Origin of the sequence: Acinetobacter gyllenbergii (genome assembly GCF_001682515.1) — a bacterium.
GTDB lineage: Bacteria > Pseudomonadota > Gammaproteobacteria > Pseudomonadales > Moraxellaceae > Acinetobacter > Acinetobacter gyllenbergii.
This window is the reverse complement of record NZ_KV575268.1, coordinates 121,415-138,872: the sequence shown is the minus strand read 5'-3', so window position 1 is coordinate 138,872 and position 17,458 is coordinate 121,415. Positions and strand designations below refer to the sequence as shown.

Here is a 17,458-nt window from a genome sequence, read left to right as displayed (position 1 = left end):
TTATTTCTCATCTTTTAAAATCATTGGAAAGCCTGCCACACAAAACATGACTTTATTGGCGAGTTGCCCCAAGGTCTGATGCAAACGCCCTGCTTCATCGACAAAACGACGGCTGATTTCCCCCATCGGTACCACTCCAAGCCCAGTTTCATTACTGACCAAAATAATTTGAGACTGTAGTTGTGCTAAGACCTCGAATAGTTTTTGCATCTGGTGTTGCTGTAAGCTTGGGTCTTCAGCCAATAACAGATTACTGAGCCACAAGGTTAAGCAATCGACCAAAATCAACTGATTGGCCTGATCGCATTGCAAGAGTCGATCTGCCAGATAAATCGGTTCTTCAAGTACCTGCCAATGGGCTGGACGTTGCTGTTGATGATGCGCAATACGCTGCTGCATTTCTGCATCTAAGGCCTGCGCCGTTGCAATATAAATGACGGATAAACCTGTCTCTTTGGCGGTTTGTTCTGCCAAACGACTTTTACCAGAGCGCGCCCCACCTAAAATCAGTTGCAACATATCTAACCTAGTTCAATTTGCTGATAAGGATACAGTAATCCCTGTAAAATCTGTGCCTTATAATAGCCGAAAGTCAGTTTTTTGACCTGAATCTTCATGGTTTTTAACGAAAGTTGTTGTATCCGCTCCAGTACAATATCACTCAGCCAAGCTTCACGATACAGACCTAAAGTAATATGCGGACAATATTCAAGTGCAGCAACCTCTCCCGATACATATGCAAATTGCTGACGAATTTGGGCCAGTACGCCCTGATGATCTTGAATCTGTAGGAACAAGGCACTGCTAAAGCTATCAATTTGTGTGATTTCCAGCTCAAAAGCTGTCAGCTGTAATGCTTTGATCCGTTTGATCTGCTGCTGTAATTGTTGAATCTGAAAATCATCGTCGTATTGCTCAACAGCAGGCTGCAAGAAACCACTGACAAATAAAGTAATGTGATATTGGCGTTGCTGTGCAGGAAGCAATAGATCAGAAAATTGTGCTTGAATTTCATCTAAATATTGAATCAACTCAGGTTGATCAATCTCAATATACCAAAGCCCATAATCTGAACGACCTTTGTGCCATTCAGGATAATCGCATATTTCGGTCGCAATCAACTGGGTGTCTGCTTGTAATAACACAACTTCAGCATTCTGTTTAAGGTTGTGTTATTCAAACATAAACCCAGATCAAAGTTAAGCTGCATTCACCGTGAGCACTGATGTTTATGCCATTAGAGGTTTCAACTCCTCCAACTGTGACATGAATGCATTGTCATTGAGTTCCGCCTGAATCCCGTGATAGAGCTGGTTTAATAAGGCTTTTTTCTGATTTTCAGTGATGTCCATATGTTCAATATTGGTCTGGACATGTTTTACAATCTTAATCTCATCCAGCCCAAGCCTTTTCAAGGCATAGGCATAGCCATAAATTGCACCTTGTATCAGCTTTTGATAAGGAAGCTGTTGTTGCACCTGACATTCTAAACTGCCTAATACGCGCTCATTCAGATTGAGTTTTCTAAGCGGATCACGAGCTACACGTTCACAAGGATCTTTATAGGCCGCTCGGCAAGAATGCAGGAAACTTTCCGCCATTCGGTCCAGTTCTTTGGCTTGATTGGGAATCATATTGGCTAGACCCAATTTAACTTCGTTAACCACCTGCTCTGCATATTTCATGATTTTTGGATCCGCCATGGCGATACCAATGGTGTCATGTCCAAGTGCACTGGCATACCACGCCAACATGGCATGACAGCCATTCCATAGACGGTTCTTAATGATTTGAATCTCAGAAATCTGATCCACTAAAATCATTTGACGCATTTTGCTTAATAACGGGCTACGATTTTCCACATAAATCGGCATATCCGTTTCACTATGGAACAAGATCAGATCCATATTTTGTAGGAATTGCCCTGTTTGAAACTGTCCGCGCATATCTTCTAAACAATGTGTGATCTGCTGTTCCTGCTTTTCAGTCAACGCAGTTTCATCTGACAACTCAATCGTTTCTGGATTGAGGTCATTTTGATATTGTTTGAACAGGTTATGCTTAATATTGAGCTGACGATATAGGGCCTGATCGGTAAGCTTGGATACCATTCGATTGACCACGGTATCGCAAAAATAATGTTCACTTAAAATATGTTCGGCAATATCCTCATCCGTCAATTCCAATAAAGCTTCACGGATATGTTTCAAGACCAAATATTTTGCGCAGACTTTATTTAAAATAATCAAAAAAGTAATCGGCTCATTGTTGTCTGCATCTGCTGACATGAAACGAGCCAATAATCCCTTCGCAATGATTTTTGCCTCAGACTCAATCGCTTGTTCTGGTAAGCACAGTGCGATCAGGCTAGATTGCATATACATTTCTAACATCTGCTGTTCATTGTCGGCATCAATCACTGTGAGATTATCAATACGCTCATCATAAGAAGACTGACCATAGCGAATGCTATAGCTGCCGAAACTATTGACTGACTCTAGATATAGACGATTTCGGGTTGAGGCCAGAATGCGTTTTGGTCGTGTATAACCATCCCAATACGACAAGATTTGTGCAATATAGCCACCACCAATGGCACCAAAACCATGAATCCCAACAGTCAACTGGTTAGAACTTTGTGGAAATAACTCTTGTAACTGTGGCATGCCCATTTCGGGAATAAACTCATCTAAAGCATTCAAACATTCGTACATATCAGAATAATAGAAGTTTGCTTTCGAGAGCATATGATCGTTGGGTTCTTTTATATCTTTAAATAAAATGGTAATTCCGCCTGCATCATAGGCTGAACAAATTCCATTTTCAGAATCTTCGAACATCAGACACTGTTGCGGTTGTAAGTTTAGTTTTTGTGCGGCTTTAAAAAAGATTTCTGGATGCGGTTTGCCTTTTTCAACTTCATCCCCACAGACCAAAAGATCAAAAAACTTATAAACATTCGCGTTAATTAAATATTCTTCTGCAATCGCTCGACGACTCGAAGTCGCGACTGCCATTTTTAAGCCTGATTTTCTTAGACGCTCTAAGACTTGTACCAAGCCTTTTTTAATCGGCACGCCATTGTTACGGACAAACTCTAATTCAACTTCATCTGCACGTTTGCGAATGGCAGTATAGGGAACATTTGCACCGTAAAACTTTTGTGCTAGCTGCTCAGATGCTTTCGCACTCAACCCTAGACACTGCATCAAATATTCATCTGAAAATTCCTGTCCAATCAGCTCTTTTGATGCCTGTTTCAATGTCTGGAAGCGTAAACGCTCGGTATCAAACATTGTTCCATCCATGTCAAAAAGCGCTCCTTGAACAGGATAATCATGAAAAATAAGCATCTTTACTCCTTTATCTATCTTGTTATGACGTTTTATAGGGTACATAAAAAAATTGGCTAAAATCCAAAACGTCAATAAATGAAATAAATTTGATTAAAAAATAAACAACAAGGCTATTTTTCTCAGCTATATTCGATTGAAATAGTCAGAATACTTGCATTATGAGGAAAACAATGAACGTTTTTTCACCTAGAAATCATAATTTGGTTGACGAAAATCAGAAAGACATTAAAAAACAGCTATTAAAATATACAGATATAAAGTATCAAAAAAATATCCGTAGCGATGACGGATATTTTTTGATATCAATTAGTTAATAGTTAAAAGTATAGCTTAGACCATAGGTACGGCCTTCAGCTGGAATCGCAAGTAATGGATTGCCATTTGATACTGCAGCTTGTTGTGCGAATACAGTATTGTATTGGAGACCCCAAACATTATATACACCAAAATCTACGCGGCCTTTCCAGGCAGGAACATGTCCTAATACATCCATAGTCGCATAGCCTTTAATTTTTGCTGCACTATTCGCATCTGCTTTGACAGCAGCTTGGAATGCGGCATCTTGGCTTGCATTTGCACGAGCAACAAGTTCACGATCATCATTATAAGCCTTGTTGCTTCCCTTGATTGCTTGCATCTGAACGCGAACACCATAACCTTCATTGTTGTCCCATTCAGCAAATAACGTTCCTTTGATTGGAGAAACTGCAAATGAATTGAGTTCATGCCATTGATTTGCTGCATCTTTATATTGACCACGAGTATATCCCAAAGTACCACCAACCTTGTAGCTGTCCATAAATGGATAACTTAGGGTTGCTTCTGCTCCATATACACGTTGATCAGTGTCTACAATTTTTGCTGCTCGGTTATTAAATTGTACCGTTTTATCAGAGGTATTATAAAAACCGGTTAAAGCAAGGTTGAGACCATCATCCTGATTTAAACGCCAACCTAACTCATAACTATTTACCGTAATCGGCTGAAGGTTTGATGTTGAAACCGTGTAGGTTGATACGTCACGGAGCATACGCTGTACATCTGGAAAGCTAAAACCTTGAGAAAAGTTAGCATAAACTTGCTGAGTATCGTTGAGCTTATAAACCGCACCTAAATTAAATAGCGGTTTATCGTCATGTGTTGAATCTGCAGGGACTGTTACAGACTCACGACTTGGAATATAAGCATCGGTATCTGCCTGAATATATTGATAGCGAATACCTGCTTGAATATTCAATTGGTCATTCACAGCAAAGTCACCTTGTACAAAGGTGCCAATATTTTGAATTTCTGTGTTAGGACCGTATCCTTTGCGTACACCAGTTGGCGTATAAACTAAATATGGGTATTTCGTCGCCAAGATATCAATATACTGCTCGTCTTTTTCCCAATCATAGTCGAGGCCATAGGTCAGTTTTAGCTCTCTATCTGCAATATTAAAGTCTGACTGCATGGTTGATCGTAAACCCGCAACTTTAACTTCTGATTGAGATTGATTCACTGAAGTTACAGCTTTGGTTGTTAAACCATAAGGGAAAAATCTTGCTTTCTCATTACGGTAGTAAGCTTCAACATTGAGTACTTGGCCTAAAAAATCTTGATTTTGGTACTGCGAATTTACTGCATAGCGTTCAGTAAATAGATGATCACTCAATTTCAAGCCTTTAATTGCTTTATAGCTTGGGGCTCCCATGTCATTACTTGTCCCCGTTGTCGGTAAGTATGAATAATCAGGGCCGTAATCTGTCTCTTGTTTGTCTTTATAGTATTGTGCGCCAAAGCTTAGGCTTTGTTTATCTGTTAGATTGAAATTCAAACGTCCATTTACATCGAGGGTATCCGTATCCATGGTGCTACCTTGCCAAGGACTTAAAGAAATTCGATCCCCATTCCCATCAAACTGAGAACCACGACTGGTAAAGTTTGCGCCTAAAAAACCATCCACATTGCCTTGACTAAAGGAAACCGATTGCCCCACTTCATATGCTAAACCATCACCTCTAAATGTATCCGAAGAAGTAATCCCAACTTTGGATTCAAAGCTCAACGGTTTTGAGGTGTCCGCACGTTTGGTAATAATATTAATAATACCACCCGTTGCGCCAGAGCCATAAATACTGGTCGCCCCTGAGATAATCTCAATACGCTCAATCATGCTTGGACTAATACTATTTAGCTGACGCGAAACATCTCGTGAACCTGTTTGTGAAACACCATCAATCATTACCAAAACATTACGCCCACGCATGGTTTGACCATAATTACTGGTATTACCGCTGCTTGGTGCGAGTGATGGAACAAGTTGTGCCAGTACATCTGCAACTTTTCGCCCTGCTATAGCTTGCTGTGCAATCTGTGCTTGGTCAATGGTCTGTACTGTCCCTGCAATTTCTGCAATATTTTTCGGTGTACGGGTTGCAGTCACAACAATTTTTTCTAACTGTGCGACAGGTTTCTGTGATGACTCAACTACAGCAGCATTTTCTGCATTCGCATGTTGTACAAACATTGCCATAACAGCAAGATAACATGGTGTCATTTTAAACAGGGCTAGTTTTGCCCTAAACTCATTATTGGCTGTCATTTTCTCTTTTCTCCAAGACCCGAATATCACTCAAAAAATATCCAAAAGGCAGGCTATAATACTAAATAAAAATAATAATGAGAATCATTTTAAACAAGATGTCTTATCTATATTCATTTCGTTAAGTTGTTAATATCACCACCCTGTTAAATCTATTTAAATGGTTGCATCAATCTTATAAACAACAAACCTTTTGCATCACAATGATCAGCCAAGCATGAATAAAACGTTAAATAGCGGTATTTGCCCGACAAATACGAAAATAGACATTATTGACTCATTTACTCGACTAAAAGATACTTTTGCTGTTGGCGTATAAAAAACCAGCAAAAGTACAATCCAATGAATAACATTAAAAATAAGAGTAAATAAAATGGAAAATGAGTGTTAAAACGGTACAGGAATGTACTAAGTAAAGGACCAACAATTAAACCCAATGCCTGTGTTGCCGTACAAAAACTTGCCATTTTAACTTGTGATTGTTGTGATACGGCCTGAGCAGCGCCTGTGGTAAATGCTGGTAATAAACATGCCACAGAAACCCCATAAAAAATATAACTGGCCTGAAATACAAAAATTGTAGGTGCATAGAGTGAAAGTAATAAGCCAAAACACATGGTGACTAAACCAATAATCACTAAACTATTTAATTTAAGTTGTAAGACTTTCACAATTAAAAGCTGCGTCAGTACCAGACAGACTCCAACCACTAACATACATTGAGAGAAATAAATCGCACTGTGTTGGCTACTGAGATAAAACCGATCCTGAATATAAAAACCAGCCGTCATATTCAAGGTCACAATCGCAACATATGTCGCAAAACCAAGAACTAACCAAATAAAACTTTGTTTGAGAATCGACTCATGCTCGGTGGTACTCTTTTCTTCTTGTTCAAACTTAGAGCTATCAGTTTGGCTTTTTGGGATTTTACTAAACAGGATGCTAAGCGCAATACTCACCAAACCCAGTAAGGCCACTGCAATCCACATCGGAAAAAGTAAACCGCCAAACAATAAAATAGAGGTTGCAAATGGACCAACAATCATGCCAAAACTATTCATTGCGCCAAACATAGCCATCTGTTTACTACGATCAGCGGCTTCACTCGCATGTGTCATTACATAGCTTTGCAGACCAATTTGTGGCAAAGCCATAAAAATGCCTGTAGAAGCACGACTCAGTACCAGCAAAATAAAAATCAATAGTGTTGGTAAAATGGCCTTTGTTCCAAAATACAAAATCAGGGTAAAAATAGCCCAAGTAAAAGTCATTCCCCAAAAACCATAATTGACGAGTTGCTTAGGAGACTGATTGCTTTTATTTTTCGCAATCCAAATCGATGCTAATGCCATACAGATTGCCCCTGCTGAAACAATCACACCACCTTGAAATTCAGATAAATGTAATTGACGAGTCAGTGGAGCCAATAAAGGGAGAATCATGGAAAAACAAGTTCCATTGATCAAAGCAGCTAAAGCTAAAAATTTTAGATTATTGTTCATCATCAAAATCATCAAAAGAAAAGGCATCTAAACAGATGCCTTTTTGATTAGATTAGTATTTGAGGGTATAGCTCAAACCATAAGTACGGCCTTGTGCAGGCAGGCTCGACATAGCGCCATAAACAGATTCCGCAGCTTGGCTAAATACAGTTTTATATTCCGTATTCCAAACGTTATAGACACCAAAGCCTACCGTTCCTGGACCAGCTTTCGCATTGGCGATCACATCCATTACGGCAAAACCTTTAATTTCGCTAGGCAGTTTGATATTTTTTCGACCTGCTGGATCTATATTTTTATAGTCTTGCATTTCTTTTGTCGCTTTATCAGTACCACTTACAGCAAGTGCTTGAACACGGAGACCAAAGCCGTCTGTAAATTGCCAATCCGTATAGAGCGTACCTTTTAAAGGAGAAATACGGGTGCTATCTAACTCTTGCCATTTTCCATCTGAATTTTTAAATTGCCCACGTGTATAAGCGACTGTACCTCCTAATGACATACTCTCAGTTACTGGATAATTAACATTTGCTTCAGCACCATAAATACGCTCATCAGTATCCACAACATCAATGTTGTATGCTGGGGCACTATTAAAGCGTACAACTTTATCTGAAGTATTATAAAAAGCAGTTACACTTGTATTTAGACCGCTATCACCTTGCAAACGCCAACCTAATTCATAGTTATTGACCTTGATCGGATCAATATTATTACTATTTACAACGAAATTAGCTGGAACGTCACGAAGCATACGTTGCACATCAGGAATGCTAAAACCCTGTGAGAAGTTAGCAAAAACTTGTTGAGCATCATTTAAATGATAAACTGCACCTAAGTTAAATAATGTCGCATCATGTTTAACCTTACCTCCTGCCAATGCTTTTGCGGTATATGGATATTTTAAGTCGTTTGTCAAAATGTCAGCAGGAATAGATTCACGATAAGGCGTTGAATCAGAAACTTTACTGTCTATTCGTTCATGGCGAATACCAGCTTGAACATTCAATCGATCTGATACTTCATAATGCCCCTGTAAAAAGGCACCTAATTTTTTAATTTCTGTGTCTGGTCCAAATTGATATGTTTTCTCTGGTTCAAAATTCAGACCATTACTTGCATAAAACTGATCAAAGCTAAATCGACGCGCAGAGGCTTTATCCTTTTCATTTTCATAATCTACGCCGTAAATTAAACCTAACTTACGATTTGAAATCTCAAAATCTTTTTGTAAGGCAGTACGTAAGCCCCAAACATCAATTTCTGATTCTGACTGTAAAACAGCATAGCCTAGACGAACAGCTTTTAAGAAATCAGGTGAACGTGGGTCAGCATAATTTGGATAAAGTTGTGCTAAGCCACCATTTAAAGTGCCATGTCCAAGTGGAGACACTGTTGGAAACCAACGCCCTTTTTCATTACGATAAAATGCTTCAACATTCAACTTTTGGCCCAATATATCTTGATTTTCATATTGGGTATTAATTGCATAACGCTTTGTTCTAGGCTGAGTATCTAATTGTAAACCTTTGACTGCTTTTAAACTCGGGGTCACAGCCGTTGGAAATAATAAATTGGCTGCATTATAACCAGAAATTTGCCCGTAATCGGCGCCATAATCACTATCTTGTTCGTCATTATAATATTGTGCGCCGATACTAATACTTTGCTTGTCAGTAAACTGCCAACCCAAGCGACCATTCACATCAATAGTTTCTGTATCTTGACGGTCAGTCTGTGCGACTTCAGGCCCAATTCGGTCACCATGACTGTCTTGAATCTCACCGCGTTTGGTATAGCTTGCCCCAAGAAAACCATTCCAGTCCCCTTGTTTAAAAGCAGCAGATTGATACACCTCATAAGCCAAGGCATCATTTTTAAAGTTATCGCCAGAAGTTACACCAAGTTTTGATTCAAAATGAACGCCGTCGGTCGACCCTTTTTTAGTAATAATATTGATGATCCCGCCTGTTGCACCAGAACCATAAATACTACTTGCCCCCGAGACCACTTCAACACGCTCAATCATATCTGGGCTAATACTATTTAATTGACGTGAACTATCACGCGAACCTGTTTGTGGTACGCCATCAATCATGTATTGAACTGTACGACCGCGCATGGTCATACCATAGTTACTGGTTGTACCAGAACTTGGTGTTAACGATGGAACTAATAAACCTAAAATATCTGCTGTGCTTTTACCCGCAGCAGCTTGTTTTGCAATATCTTCTTGTTCAATGCGATACACAGTACCTGCAATTTCAGCAATACTTTGTGCTGAACGCGATGCTGTCACCACAATAGGTGCAAGTTGTGTTGGTTTCTGACTTGTTACAGCAGCAGTCGTTTGAACAGATGCATCTGTTTCAACTGTTTGAGCATATAGCTGAGTACTGATTGCTAAGCTTAACAGCGTTAATGATGTTGAAAGTGAACGTACTTTCATAAATTACCCCTAGGTGAGTTGTTCCGTTTGTTTTGCTTTATGGATTAACACTTGGCTGAGCAAAACGCTCAACACAGATGCTGCCGCTAAAATGAGATAGAAATTTCCATAACCAAAGGCTTTGGCCAAGAAACCAGACATTGCACCGCCAATGAAATAAACCAGCAGCTCAAAACAGACCAAAATGGTAAAGTCCGTTCCCGCTTGTTCCTTAGAGCTGGTATGCATGAAGTGAGCATATAAAGCGGTCATGGCGATATAGCGAATCGCCAAAATAACCACAACAAATAGCCCCAATAACATATGCCATTGGTTAAACCAACTAAGTAAAACGGCTACGCCAAGTAACAGATAGACCAAACTGCGTGCCCAACCAGCCCAAATCAGCAATTGTGTTGCTGCAATTTTTTTTAACAGGAATGCGGCTGTTACTGCGGCCAATAAACCAATGCCCGCGCCAATCACAGACATCAGTACACCAATCTCTGCCAATGACCATTTTTGATCAATCAACATCGGATTTAGCATGGCCATTGCTGGCGCTTCGACTACGCGATAACACACGATCAAAGCCAAAGCCCATAACATTTCTGGACGTTTAAATGCTCGAATTAAACTCGGCGCTTGTTTGGCAATTTTTTCTGTATTCGATTTTTCTTTGATTTGAAACACCGCCAACATGGTCAGTGCTGTCATAGCAGCTAAACAGATCAGTGCAGTTTGCCAACCATACAATTGATACAGCCACAAAGTTGCAGCACCACCAATCATACTGCCCAGTGCCACACCAATACTTTGTGCCATACTGCCTAGGCGATATTCGGATTCAGAAAAGGTTTCAACGGTATAACCATCTATCGCAATATCTTGGGTTGCGGCAAAGGTTGAAATCCATAAACCGACAATGACAAAGATACTTAGACCATAATCGAATTGAGTCAAAGCCAAGGCAACGACACCTAATACCAAGGCAATTTGAGTAAATAAAAGCCAAGTCTTACGTTTACCGAGCGCCTTAAAATAAAAACGATCAATTAAGGGCGCCCAAAAAAACTTAAAGGCCCATGGGATATACAGCAATGACAACATGCCAATCCAGCGTAGATCGACCCCTTGATGACGTAAAATCGCAGGTAAGGCAACATTGTAAAAATACAGCGGTAATGCATGTGCAAGGTACAACACCACCACTACAGATAGACTCAGTGCAGAGACTGTTTTGATTGGAAAATCTTGGTCAGGTTTTATTTGTTGATTCATAAGTACCTCTGCATCGCCCATTGCACGGCATCGGTCTTTTCTAAACTGACAAAATAAGGAACATGCCAGGCTTTTTGCAAAGCTGGCGTGTCTAATCGAATACGATCTGCTTCATCTTGGGCAATGCGAGCAAGGCCTAAACAATATTGATAAAAATCTTGTTTATATTGTTTGTACCACTTCCCCTGAATCACCCGATATTCTTCAGGAAATTCAGTGTTCGGCTCGGTTTGCATAATCAGCACAAAACTTCTTTTTTGTTCGAAATATTGTTGAATATGCGTTAACCATTGCTCAAATTCGGCCACTGAGACATGCGCTGCAAAGCGCATGTCCAAGATGTGCATCTCATTGATGGATAAGCTCATGTAACACTCAGTATTTTGGCTGGCTGATCAGCTAGCTGTTGTTGTGAGGTTTGGTAATATTCACCAAACTTGTTATAAAAAGTTTCTCTAAAGCAGTAATACAGCATTGCCGTTTTTTCTGGCATCGGAATTAAACGTTGAGTTTCGTAGCAAAGTTCTGCGACCACAGCAGCATAAGGTTTAACCGTATGGTCTGGTTCACCCACGATTTTTTTCGCTTGCGAATGTTCAAAAATATAGAAACTCAGTAAGCGAATGGTTGGACGTAAAAAGCCTTTGCCAAACACAGATTTATCGCCAAATAGCAAATGCCAACCAAGATCATTGTCATCACCTTGGTAATAACGGCCTAGACGATCACGCTTACCTTCATAAATCTCGGTATAACCCACATCTTTACCATCTACGCCCACAATTAATAAACGCTGATGGTCATCTGCTAGCATTTTGTCGAAGTAAACTTGTAGATCTAACTCAGATTTATTCAATTGCCATTGTGGAATAACATGCGGTTCATGCATCCATTGATGCAGCAAAGGAATATCTTGTGGATATTGCACTTGACGTAAGTAATACTGTGTTCCATCTTCGTGGTATTCAAAGTAGTCAGGTAATTGCTGAGAAATTGTTTTCATATCGAACCTTTATAAAATTTAGAAGAAGACTTAACCCGCTTTCGATTCATTTTGCTGAATCGACCATTCAGCCAACGTTTCAGGGCTAACTGGGTTCGGGATTGGATCAAGGAATACAGGCACTGGACGCTCTGCTTCATCGTTATAACTGGTGGTAAATAGGCGGACACGGTTCAAACAAATTTTGGTGTAGGTTGGGCGTAACATGGCAAATTTTTCAGCACGTTCAGCCAACTCGGGATGTTGTTGGTTAAACGCAACAATGGTGTTAGAAATGGTTTGCCAGAAATCCTGTTCTGAATATTCTGGGTAATCTTGCAAGAACACATTACAGATATAACGGTAATGCACCATGAACAGCCCAGTGAAAATAAAATGACTTAAATCGGCAGCATCATGTCGCAGCAACAAATCACCTTCAGATGGCAATTGAGCCAACTCAGGGAAATCTTCATCCACCAAATTGATGTCATCAATGAAGTCTTTTAATACCAATGCTTTTGGCACACCATTTTCATGTACCAACATGGTATTTTCACCATGCGGAGAAAAAGCTAGGCCATAGCGATACAGACACAGTAATAACGGGCTTAAACACACTTGGGCAAACTGCGCCAACCATGTCAAAGGACTTAGGCCTGATGCTTGAATCAGTACACTCAGGATTGATTGACCTGAAATATCCCGATGCAATAAGGCTGCTTGAGAGAGCACTTGCTGTGATGGATCAACATAGCGATCGACACTCTCACGCCATAAACAGCCAAATAACTCTTTAAATTGGTAAGGTGCACCTTCAATTCGGTCAAAACATGGCTGGTGAATGGTTAAAGTTGCAACTTCACCCAAGAAAACCACACCAGTCTTCTGCAGGTCTTGATCTTGCTGATGGATTTGCTTTAACCATCCAGTTACAGCTGGCGCAGCAAGATTACGTTTTGATGGTAGTCCACGATAAACAGCGGTATTGAAAATACTGACTGGCAGCTTAATGTAATGACGTTGTAGGTTTGATGTATTGCATAATGTGCGAATAGACTGCATTGGCACATAGCTGTCTTGGCTAATGTTGAGCTCAATGATTTTCTGGTCGACAATTTCATTGGCATAGGTTGGAACCAGCCATTGATGCCATTGCCAAGCATGTACAGGAATCAAAAAGTAATTTTGAGGATCGAGATTTTTTTCTTTCAAAATTTGGATGAACTGCTGTAGTTCATTGGCATCAAATTCATGTTGATATAAACCACAAGCATCCCATTGTTCTGTACTGCGGAATTCTGCTAGATCACGATGTACTGCCAACCAGAGTACTTTGACTTCTGGAGATAGCTCTGGTGCAGCACTTAAATAATCATCATAACCAAAGCCCATACGGCCTTTGCTCATAATCAGCCAAGGGTGACCACGTAGCATGCCTTCAACTTTATAGTGCGGTTCAGTCAGCACTGCTGTGCTTGGTAAACGCGCTTCATTAAATAGGTGCGCTTCTGCCAACCAAGTATTATTCATTTCCTTAATCAAATACGCTTTGGTGAATGGCTTTACATTGGAACTGTCAGCCATTGCAACAATAAACTCATGTAAATTCCAGGCAGGTTGGTCACTCTGCTGACCCTTGCTTACATCACGTACCGAGCCGTCCTGAATATTCCAGTGCCCTAACAAATATTGATGGCCTTGAAACTCATACTGACGATTGCCCAGATCTAACTGATAACGTCCTGCTGATATGGCTTTCACTTCAATAATTTCTTCATATAGAAACTCTGCAATCGCCATTTCAATGAGACGCTGCCCAGCGGCACGCCATTGCTGCTGATTAATTTTTAAAGTTGCAAAGTTCATATCAATTTCTCATAAGTTGAATGTACAGAAGCGTTTTGTGCCCGTGTATTTGCACAGCGACTATTTGAATGTGCCGTAATCGTGTTCTGTTCTGTTTTCTTTAAAATAGAGTGGTTTTTGTTCACAACTTTTCCAGAAACAGCATCTTCTGGAAGCGCTTTGTCATCTACCATTTGGATTTTAGGATTTTGAGTGATTTCAAAATGCTGGAAGGTTTGCGCCTGCTGAGCAAGTTCATAAAGTGGCTCACCAAGCAATTGATTGATAATTGTCGCTGCACGATAAGCACCCAGCCCTAAGTCTGGTGTACCGACACCATGGCTATGCATTTCTTGATTTTGAACAAAAATATGGCCATTCAGATGATGTACGACACGATAGTCTTCAGTGATTTGCCAACGCTGTTTATGATCAAATTCAATATAAGGTTTCAGCAACTGCATAAAGTCAAAGTCAGGCGTAACGTAGCCTGTTGCAGCAACCAGGAAATCACAATCTAAGTGGAAAGCCTGTGCCGTGGCACGATGTTGGAAATGCAGTCGAATTTTTTGCGTATCTAAGACTTCTGCATCTTTCAAATCACATTGGCTATGTAAATGTGTCTGCAAACTTTGTCCCGCAATGCTACGGTGATACAATTTTTGATAGATTTCACGGATGGTCTTTGCACTAATGCCCTTGTATAACAAAGACTGCTGCTGCAATTGCTGTTCTTTCTTCTCAGTTGGTAAAGTATAAAAATGCTGTGCATAATCTGGGCTAAAATGTTCCAGTCCTAATGGCGCATATTCCATTGGGAAGAAGCCCTGAGAACGCGTAAACCAGTGTAGGTCGAACTGATGATTGGCTGTATCTTGCTGCTCATCAAACAGATCAATAAAGACTTCGGCAGCAGATTGCCCTGAACCAAGTACCACCACATCGCCGTGTAAATCTGTATCGGCATGCGTCATATATTGCGCAGAATGCAGACATTTTTGTGGTTGCTGTTGCTGTACTTTGGTCAAACATTCAGGCAAGTGAGGCACATTACCGCTTCCGATGACCAGATGACGGCATAAATAACTGTGCTGAACACCTTCTGATTCCACCACAACTTTAAAGCCAATGGTTTGAGGTTCAATCTTCAAAACACGAGATTGGTATTCAATACAATCCAGTTGCTCTGCAACCCATTGGCAATAGTGGTTATATTCACAGCGTGGAATATGCGGCTGTTCTAAAAAGTAAAACTTATATAAACGCTGCTGATGACGCAGATAATTCAAGAAGCTGAATGGACTGGTTGGATCAACCATTGAGACCAGATCCGCCATAAACGGCACTTGCAATATCGTATTGGGTAACTGCATTCCCGCATGCCAGTCAAACTGAGCTTTCTGCTCGAAAATTGCATAGTTCAGTGTGCTTTTATTATGTAGCAGGCTGGCCAGACTCAGATTAAATGGCCCTAGACCAATTCCAATAAAATCAAGCATAACTGACATCCTTCTGTGAAATACGCAGCGGATTTGGCAGTTGCACATAGACAGATTGATTTTCAACTGGTGCGATGAGCTCATCTAACTCATGCAAACGTGTCAGCAAATTACCTTTATAAGGCAGTGTTGAATTAAACAATAATCCCTGCAACAAGGTACTGTCTGGATATTGCTGCAATTGCTCCTGCAAGAAACTTGTTAAATGTTCGAGCAATTCATCTTCAGTAATATAGCCTGTTGCGCCAATGGCATTGATAATGCCAAACAAGGTATTACCAAAGAAATAATAACTAAAACGTTCATCCACGAAATCTTTAGGGCCAACGGCAAATGCTTTTTCTTTCAGTTCAGGCAGTGCTTGCAGAATTTCGGTTGCAAACTCTTCAATATAATAAAAACCTTGGTTATCACGTAACCATAAGGTTTTAGGGAAATGATTCTCTAACTCCAACAGCACATTCTGCTGATGTGACTCAAAAGCCATGCCATAACGATGGTATAGATACATCAACGGTTGCAAACTGACTTCAAGGAAGCGGTTAAACCAATCCAGAGCAATTTCTGAAAAATCGGTTTCATGATGTGCTTTTGCAATTTTTGCGAATAAGGCATTAAAACGATTTAAAGGCTTATCTGGATGATCCTGACATAAGGATGCAATACATGTCACTTGCTGATGCGGATGGAATGGCTGATCGCGGAAAATACAGATACTTTCATTCACCACTTCATCATCAATTTTCAAAGCAATCCATGCTGGATCATTCACCGCTTTTAAGCTTGGGCATTGCTTTAAAATATTCTGACCAAACTCATTGTGCCATAGACGGTGGGTTAACTCACCACGGTGGCATTCTTTGGCTAAGTTCACCCGAATCGAGTTGGTAATCATCACTGAAAGTGACGGTTTTACCATCCATGGTGCATTAAAACTCGCCAGTGTTCGAATTGAAGTGGTTGGAGAAAATTGCCAGCCTCGTAAGCCTACATCAATTAACTGCCCCGTTTGTTTCAAACGTTCAAACCATGACTTACTTTGCAAATAACGGGCTTGCCATGGATGCAATGGAAGCAATTTATATTCAGTATGGGTTTTTAAGAGATTAAGATCATTTTCAGACAAATACCACTGTAACGCTGTTTTTAATTGGACTGAAATACTTTCATCCGTAGCGCAGCCTTCTGAAATATAGTCCTGATGCACTAACCAATAATGCAATTGAGTCTTGCCTTTGTGTTCAGGTGAGAACTTTAACCAATCCTCATGCACAAAACCGGTTCTACTTTTCGGCGCTGGATGCATACTATGCCCTAGAATAAGCGCCTGCTCAGTTTCAATAAAACTCTGGCCTGCTTTGACTAAGTCATCAAAATCAGCTTCACGCTGTGCTAAAAACTGTTGTAATGCATCACGACTCTGAATCCACTTCTCTAACAAAGAAGCTGCATCTAATGGAATAGAAGATTCAAAAACCAGTTCTTCAAGCAATAACCCGACGATTGCAACTGAACTGAATGTCTTGATTTGACCATGAATAATAATTTGTGGAAGATCTGCTAAGCGATGTCGCCCGACTCGACTGACATAAGATAGAGGAAAATTACATTGAGCTTGAATAGAATGGATAGGGATTGATAACAGCGTCAAACCTTGGCTAAACGCTTGTTGTTGTGGACTTTGCTGACTGTTATCTAGCAAGTGACCTTTGCCAGTTTCTTGCGTATATGCATTGACGAAATGTTGCATCGCCAACCGATTGGCAAGTGATTGCATCTGACGGTATCCTCTTTCAAGAGAGTTAATTTGTTTTTCGAAATGTTTTAGGCCTGAAACATATCTTAAGCACAAGGGAGTTTGCGATTAAGATGGAACTAATGATAATTATTATCATTTACTATTTCAATTCCATAAAAGAACCTAAAATAAATAATATAAGCTATTGAATTAAATTGTTTTAAATATTGATTTAGC

12 protein-coding genes are annotated in these 17,458 nt (G+C 40.1%); all 12 read right to left on the bottom strand.

All coding sequences use genetic code 11. The features are described 5' to 3' along the window. Entirely contained in the window at positions 1-519 is a 519-nt protein-coding gene (gene cobU / locus NG55_RS16795; RefSeq protein WP_065343879.1) for a bifunctional adenosylcobinamide kinase/adenosylcobinamide-phosphate guanylyltransferase, read from the bottom strand. Between the two features lie 2 nt (positions 520-521). Beyond that, complete coding sequence (locus tag NG55_RS16790; protein ID WP_065343878.1) at positions 522-1,145, bottom strand: 2'-5' RNA ligase family protein; 624 nt, start codon at positions 1,143-1,145, stop codon at positions 522-524. Positions 1,146-1,229: 84 nt separating this feature from the next. After that, positions 1,230-3,353 (bottom strand): bifunctional mannitol-1-phosphate dehydrogenase/phosphatase, encoded by a 2,124-nt coding sequence (mtlD, locus tag NG55_RS16785; protein WP_065343877.1) that lies wholly within the window; start codon positions 3,351-3,353, stop codon positions 1,230-1,232. 313 nt (positions 3,354-3,666) lie between these two features. Then, complete coding sequence (locus NG55_RS16780) at positions 3,667-5,940, bottom strand: TonB-dependent receptor (protein WP_065343876.1); 2,274 nt, start codon at positions 5,938-5,940, stop codon at positions 3,667-3,669. A 281-nt stretch (positions 5,941-6,221) separates the two neighbouring features. Further along, positions 6,222-7,472 carry an MFS transporter gene (locus NG55_RS16775; RefSeq protein WP_065343875.1) on the bottom strand — a complete coding sequence of 417 codons (1,251 nt, stop codon included), beginning with the start codon at positions 7,470-7,472 and terminating at the stop codon, positions 6,222-6,224. Positions 7,473-7,497: 25 nt separating this feature from the next. Beyond that, positions 7,498-9,894, bottom strand: coding sequence for a TonB-dependent receptor (locus NG55_RS16770; RefSeq protein WP_065343874.1), 2,397 nt, complete (start codon positions 9,892-9,894; stop codon positions 7,498-7,500). A gap of 9 nt (positions 9,895-9,903) precedes the next feature. Further along, positions 9,904-11,154, bottom strand: a complete 1,251-nt coding sequence (locus tag NG55_RS16765; RefSeq protein WP_016540229.1) for an MFS transporter — start codon at positions 11,152-11,154, stop codon at positions 9,904-9,906. Beyond that, the gene (locus tag NG55_RS16760; protein ID WP_016540230.1) at positions 11,151-11,522 is read right to left on the bottom strand and encodes a hypothetical protein; all 372 of its coding nucleotides are present in this window, start codon (positions 11,520-11,522) and stop codon (positions 11,151-11,153) included. Before NG55_RS16760 ends, NG55_RS16765 begins: the two co-directional genes overlap by 4 nt. Further along, the gene (acbD, locus tag NG55_RS16755; RefSeq protein ID WP_016540231.1) at positions 11,519-12,157 is read right to left on the bottom strand and encodes an acinetoferrin biosynthesis acetyltransferase AcbD; all 639 of its coding nucleotides are present in this window, start codon (positions 12,155-12,157) and stop codon (positions 11,519-11,521) included. The genes NG55_RS16760 and acbD overlap by 4 nt, the downstream gene beginning before the upstream one ends. A gap of 30 nt (positions 12,158-12,187) precedes the next feature. Next, a complete protein-coding gene (locus tag NG55_RS16750) occupies positions 12,188-14,005 on the bottom strand; it encodes an IucA/IucC family protein (protein WP_065343873.1) in 1,818 nt (605 codons plus the stop codon). Continuing rightward, positions 14,002-15,483 (bottom strand): lysine N(6)-hydroxylase/L-ornithine N(5)-oxygenase family protein, encoded by a 1,482-nt coding sequence (locus NG55_RS16745; RefSeq protein WP_065343872.1) that lies wholly within the window; start codon positions 15,481-15,483, stop codon positions 14,002-14,004. Before NG55_RS16745 ends, NG55_RS16750 begins: the two co-directional genes overlap by 4 nt. Further along, the gene (locus NG55_RS16740; RefSeq protein ID WP_065343871.1) at positions 15,476-17,260 is read right to left on the bottom strand and encodes an IucA/IucC family protein; all 1,785 of its coding nucleotides are present in this window, start codon (positions 17,258-17,260) and stop codon (positions 15,476-15,478) included. Before NG55_RS16740 ends, NG55_RS16745 begins: the two co-directional genes overlap by 8 nt. Between the last annotated feature and the right edge of the window lie 198 nt (positions 17,261-17,458).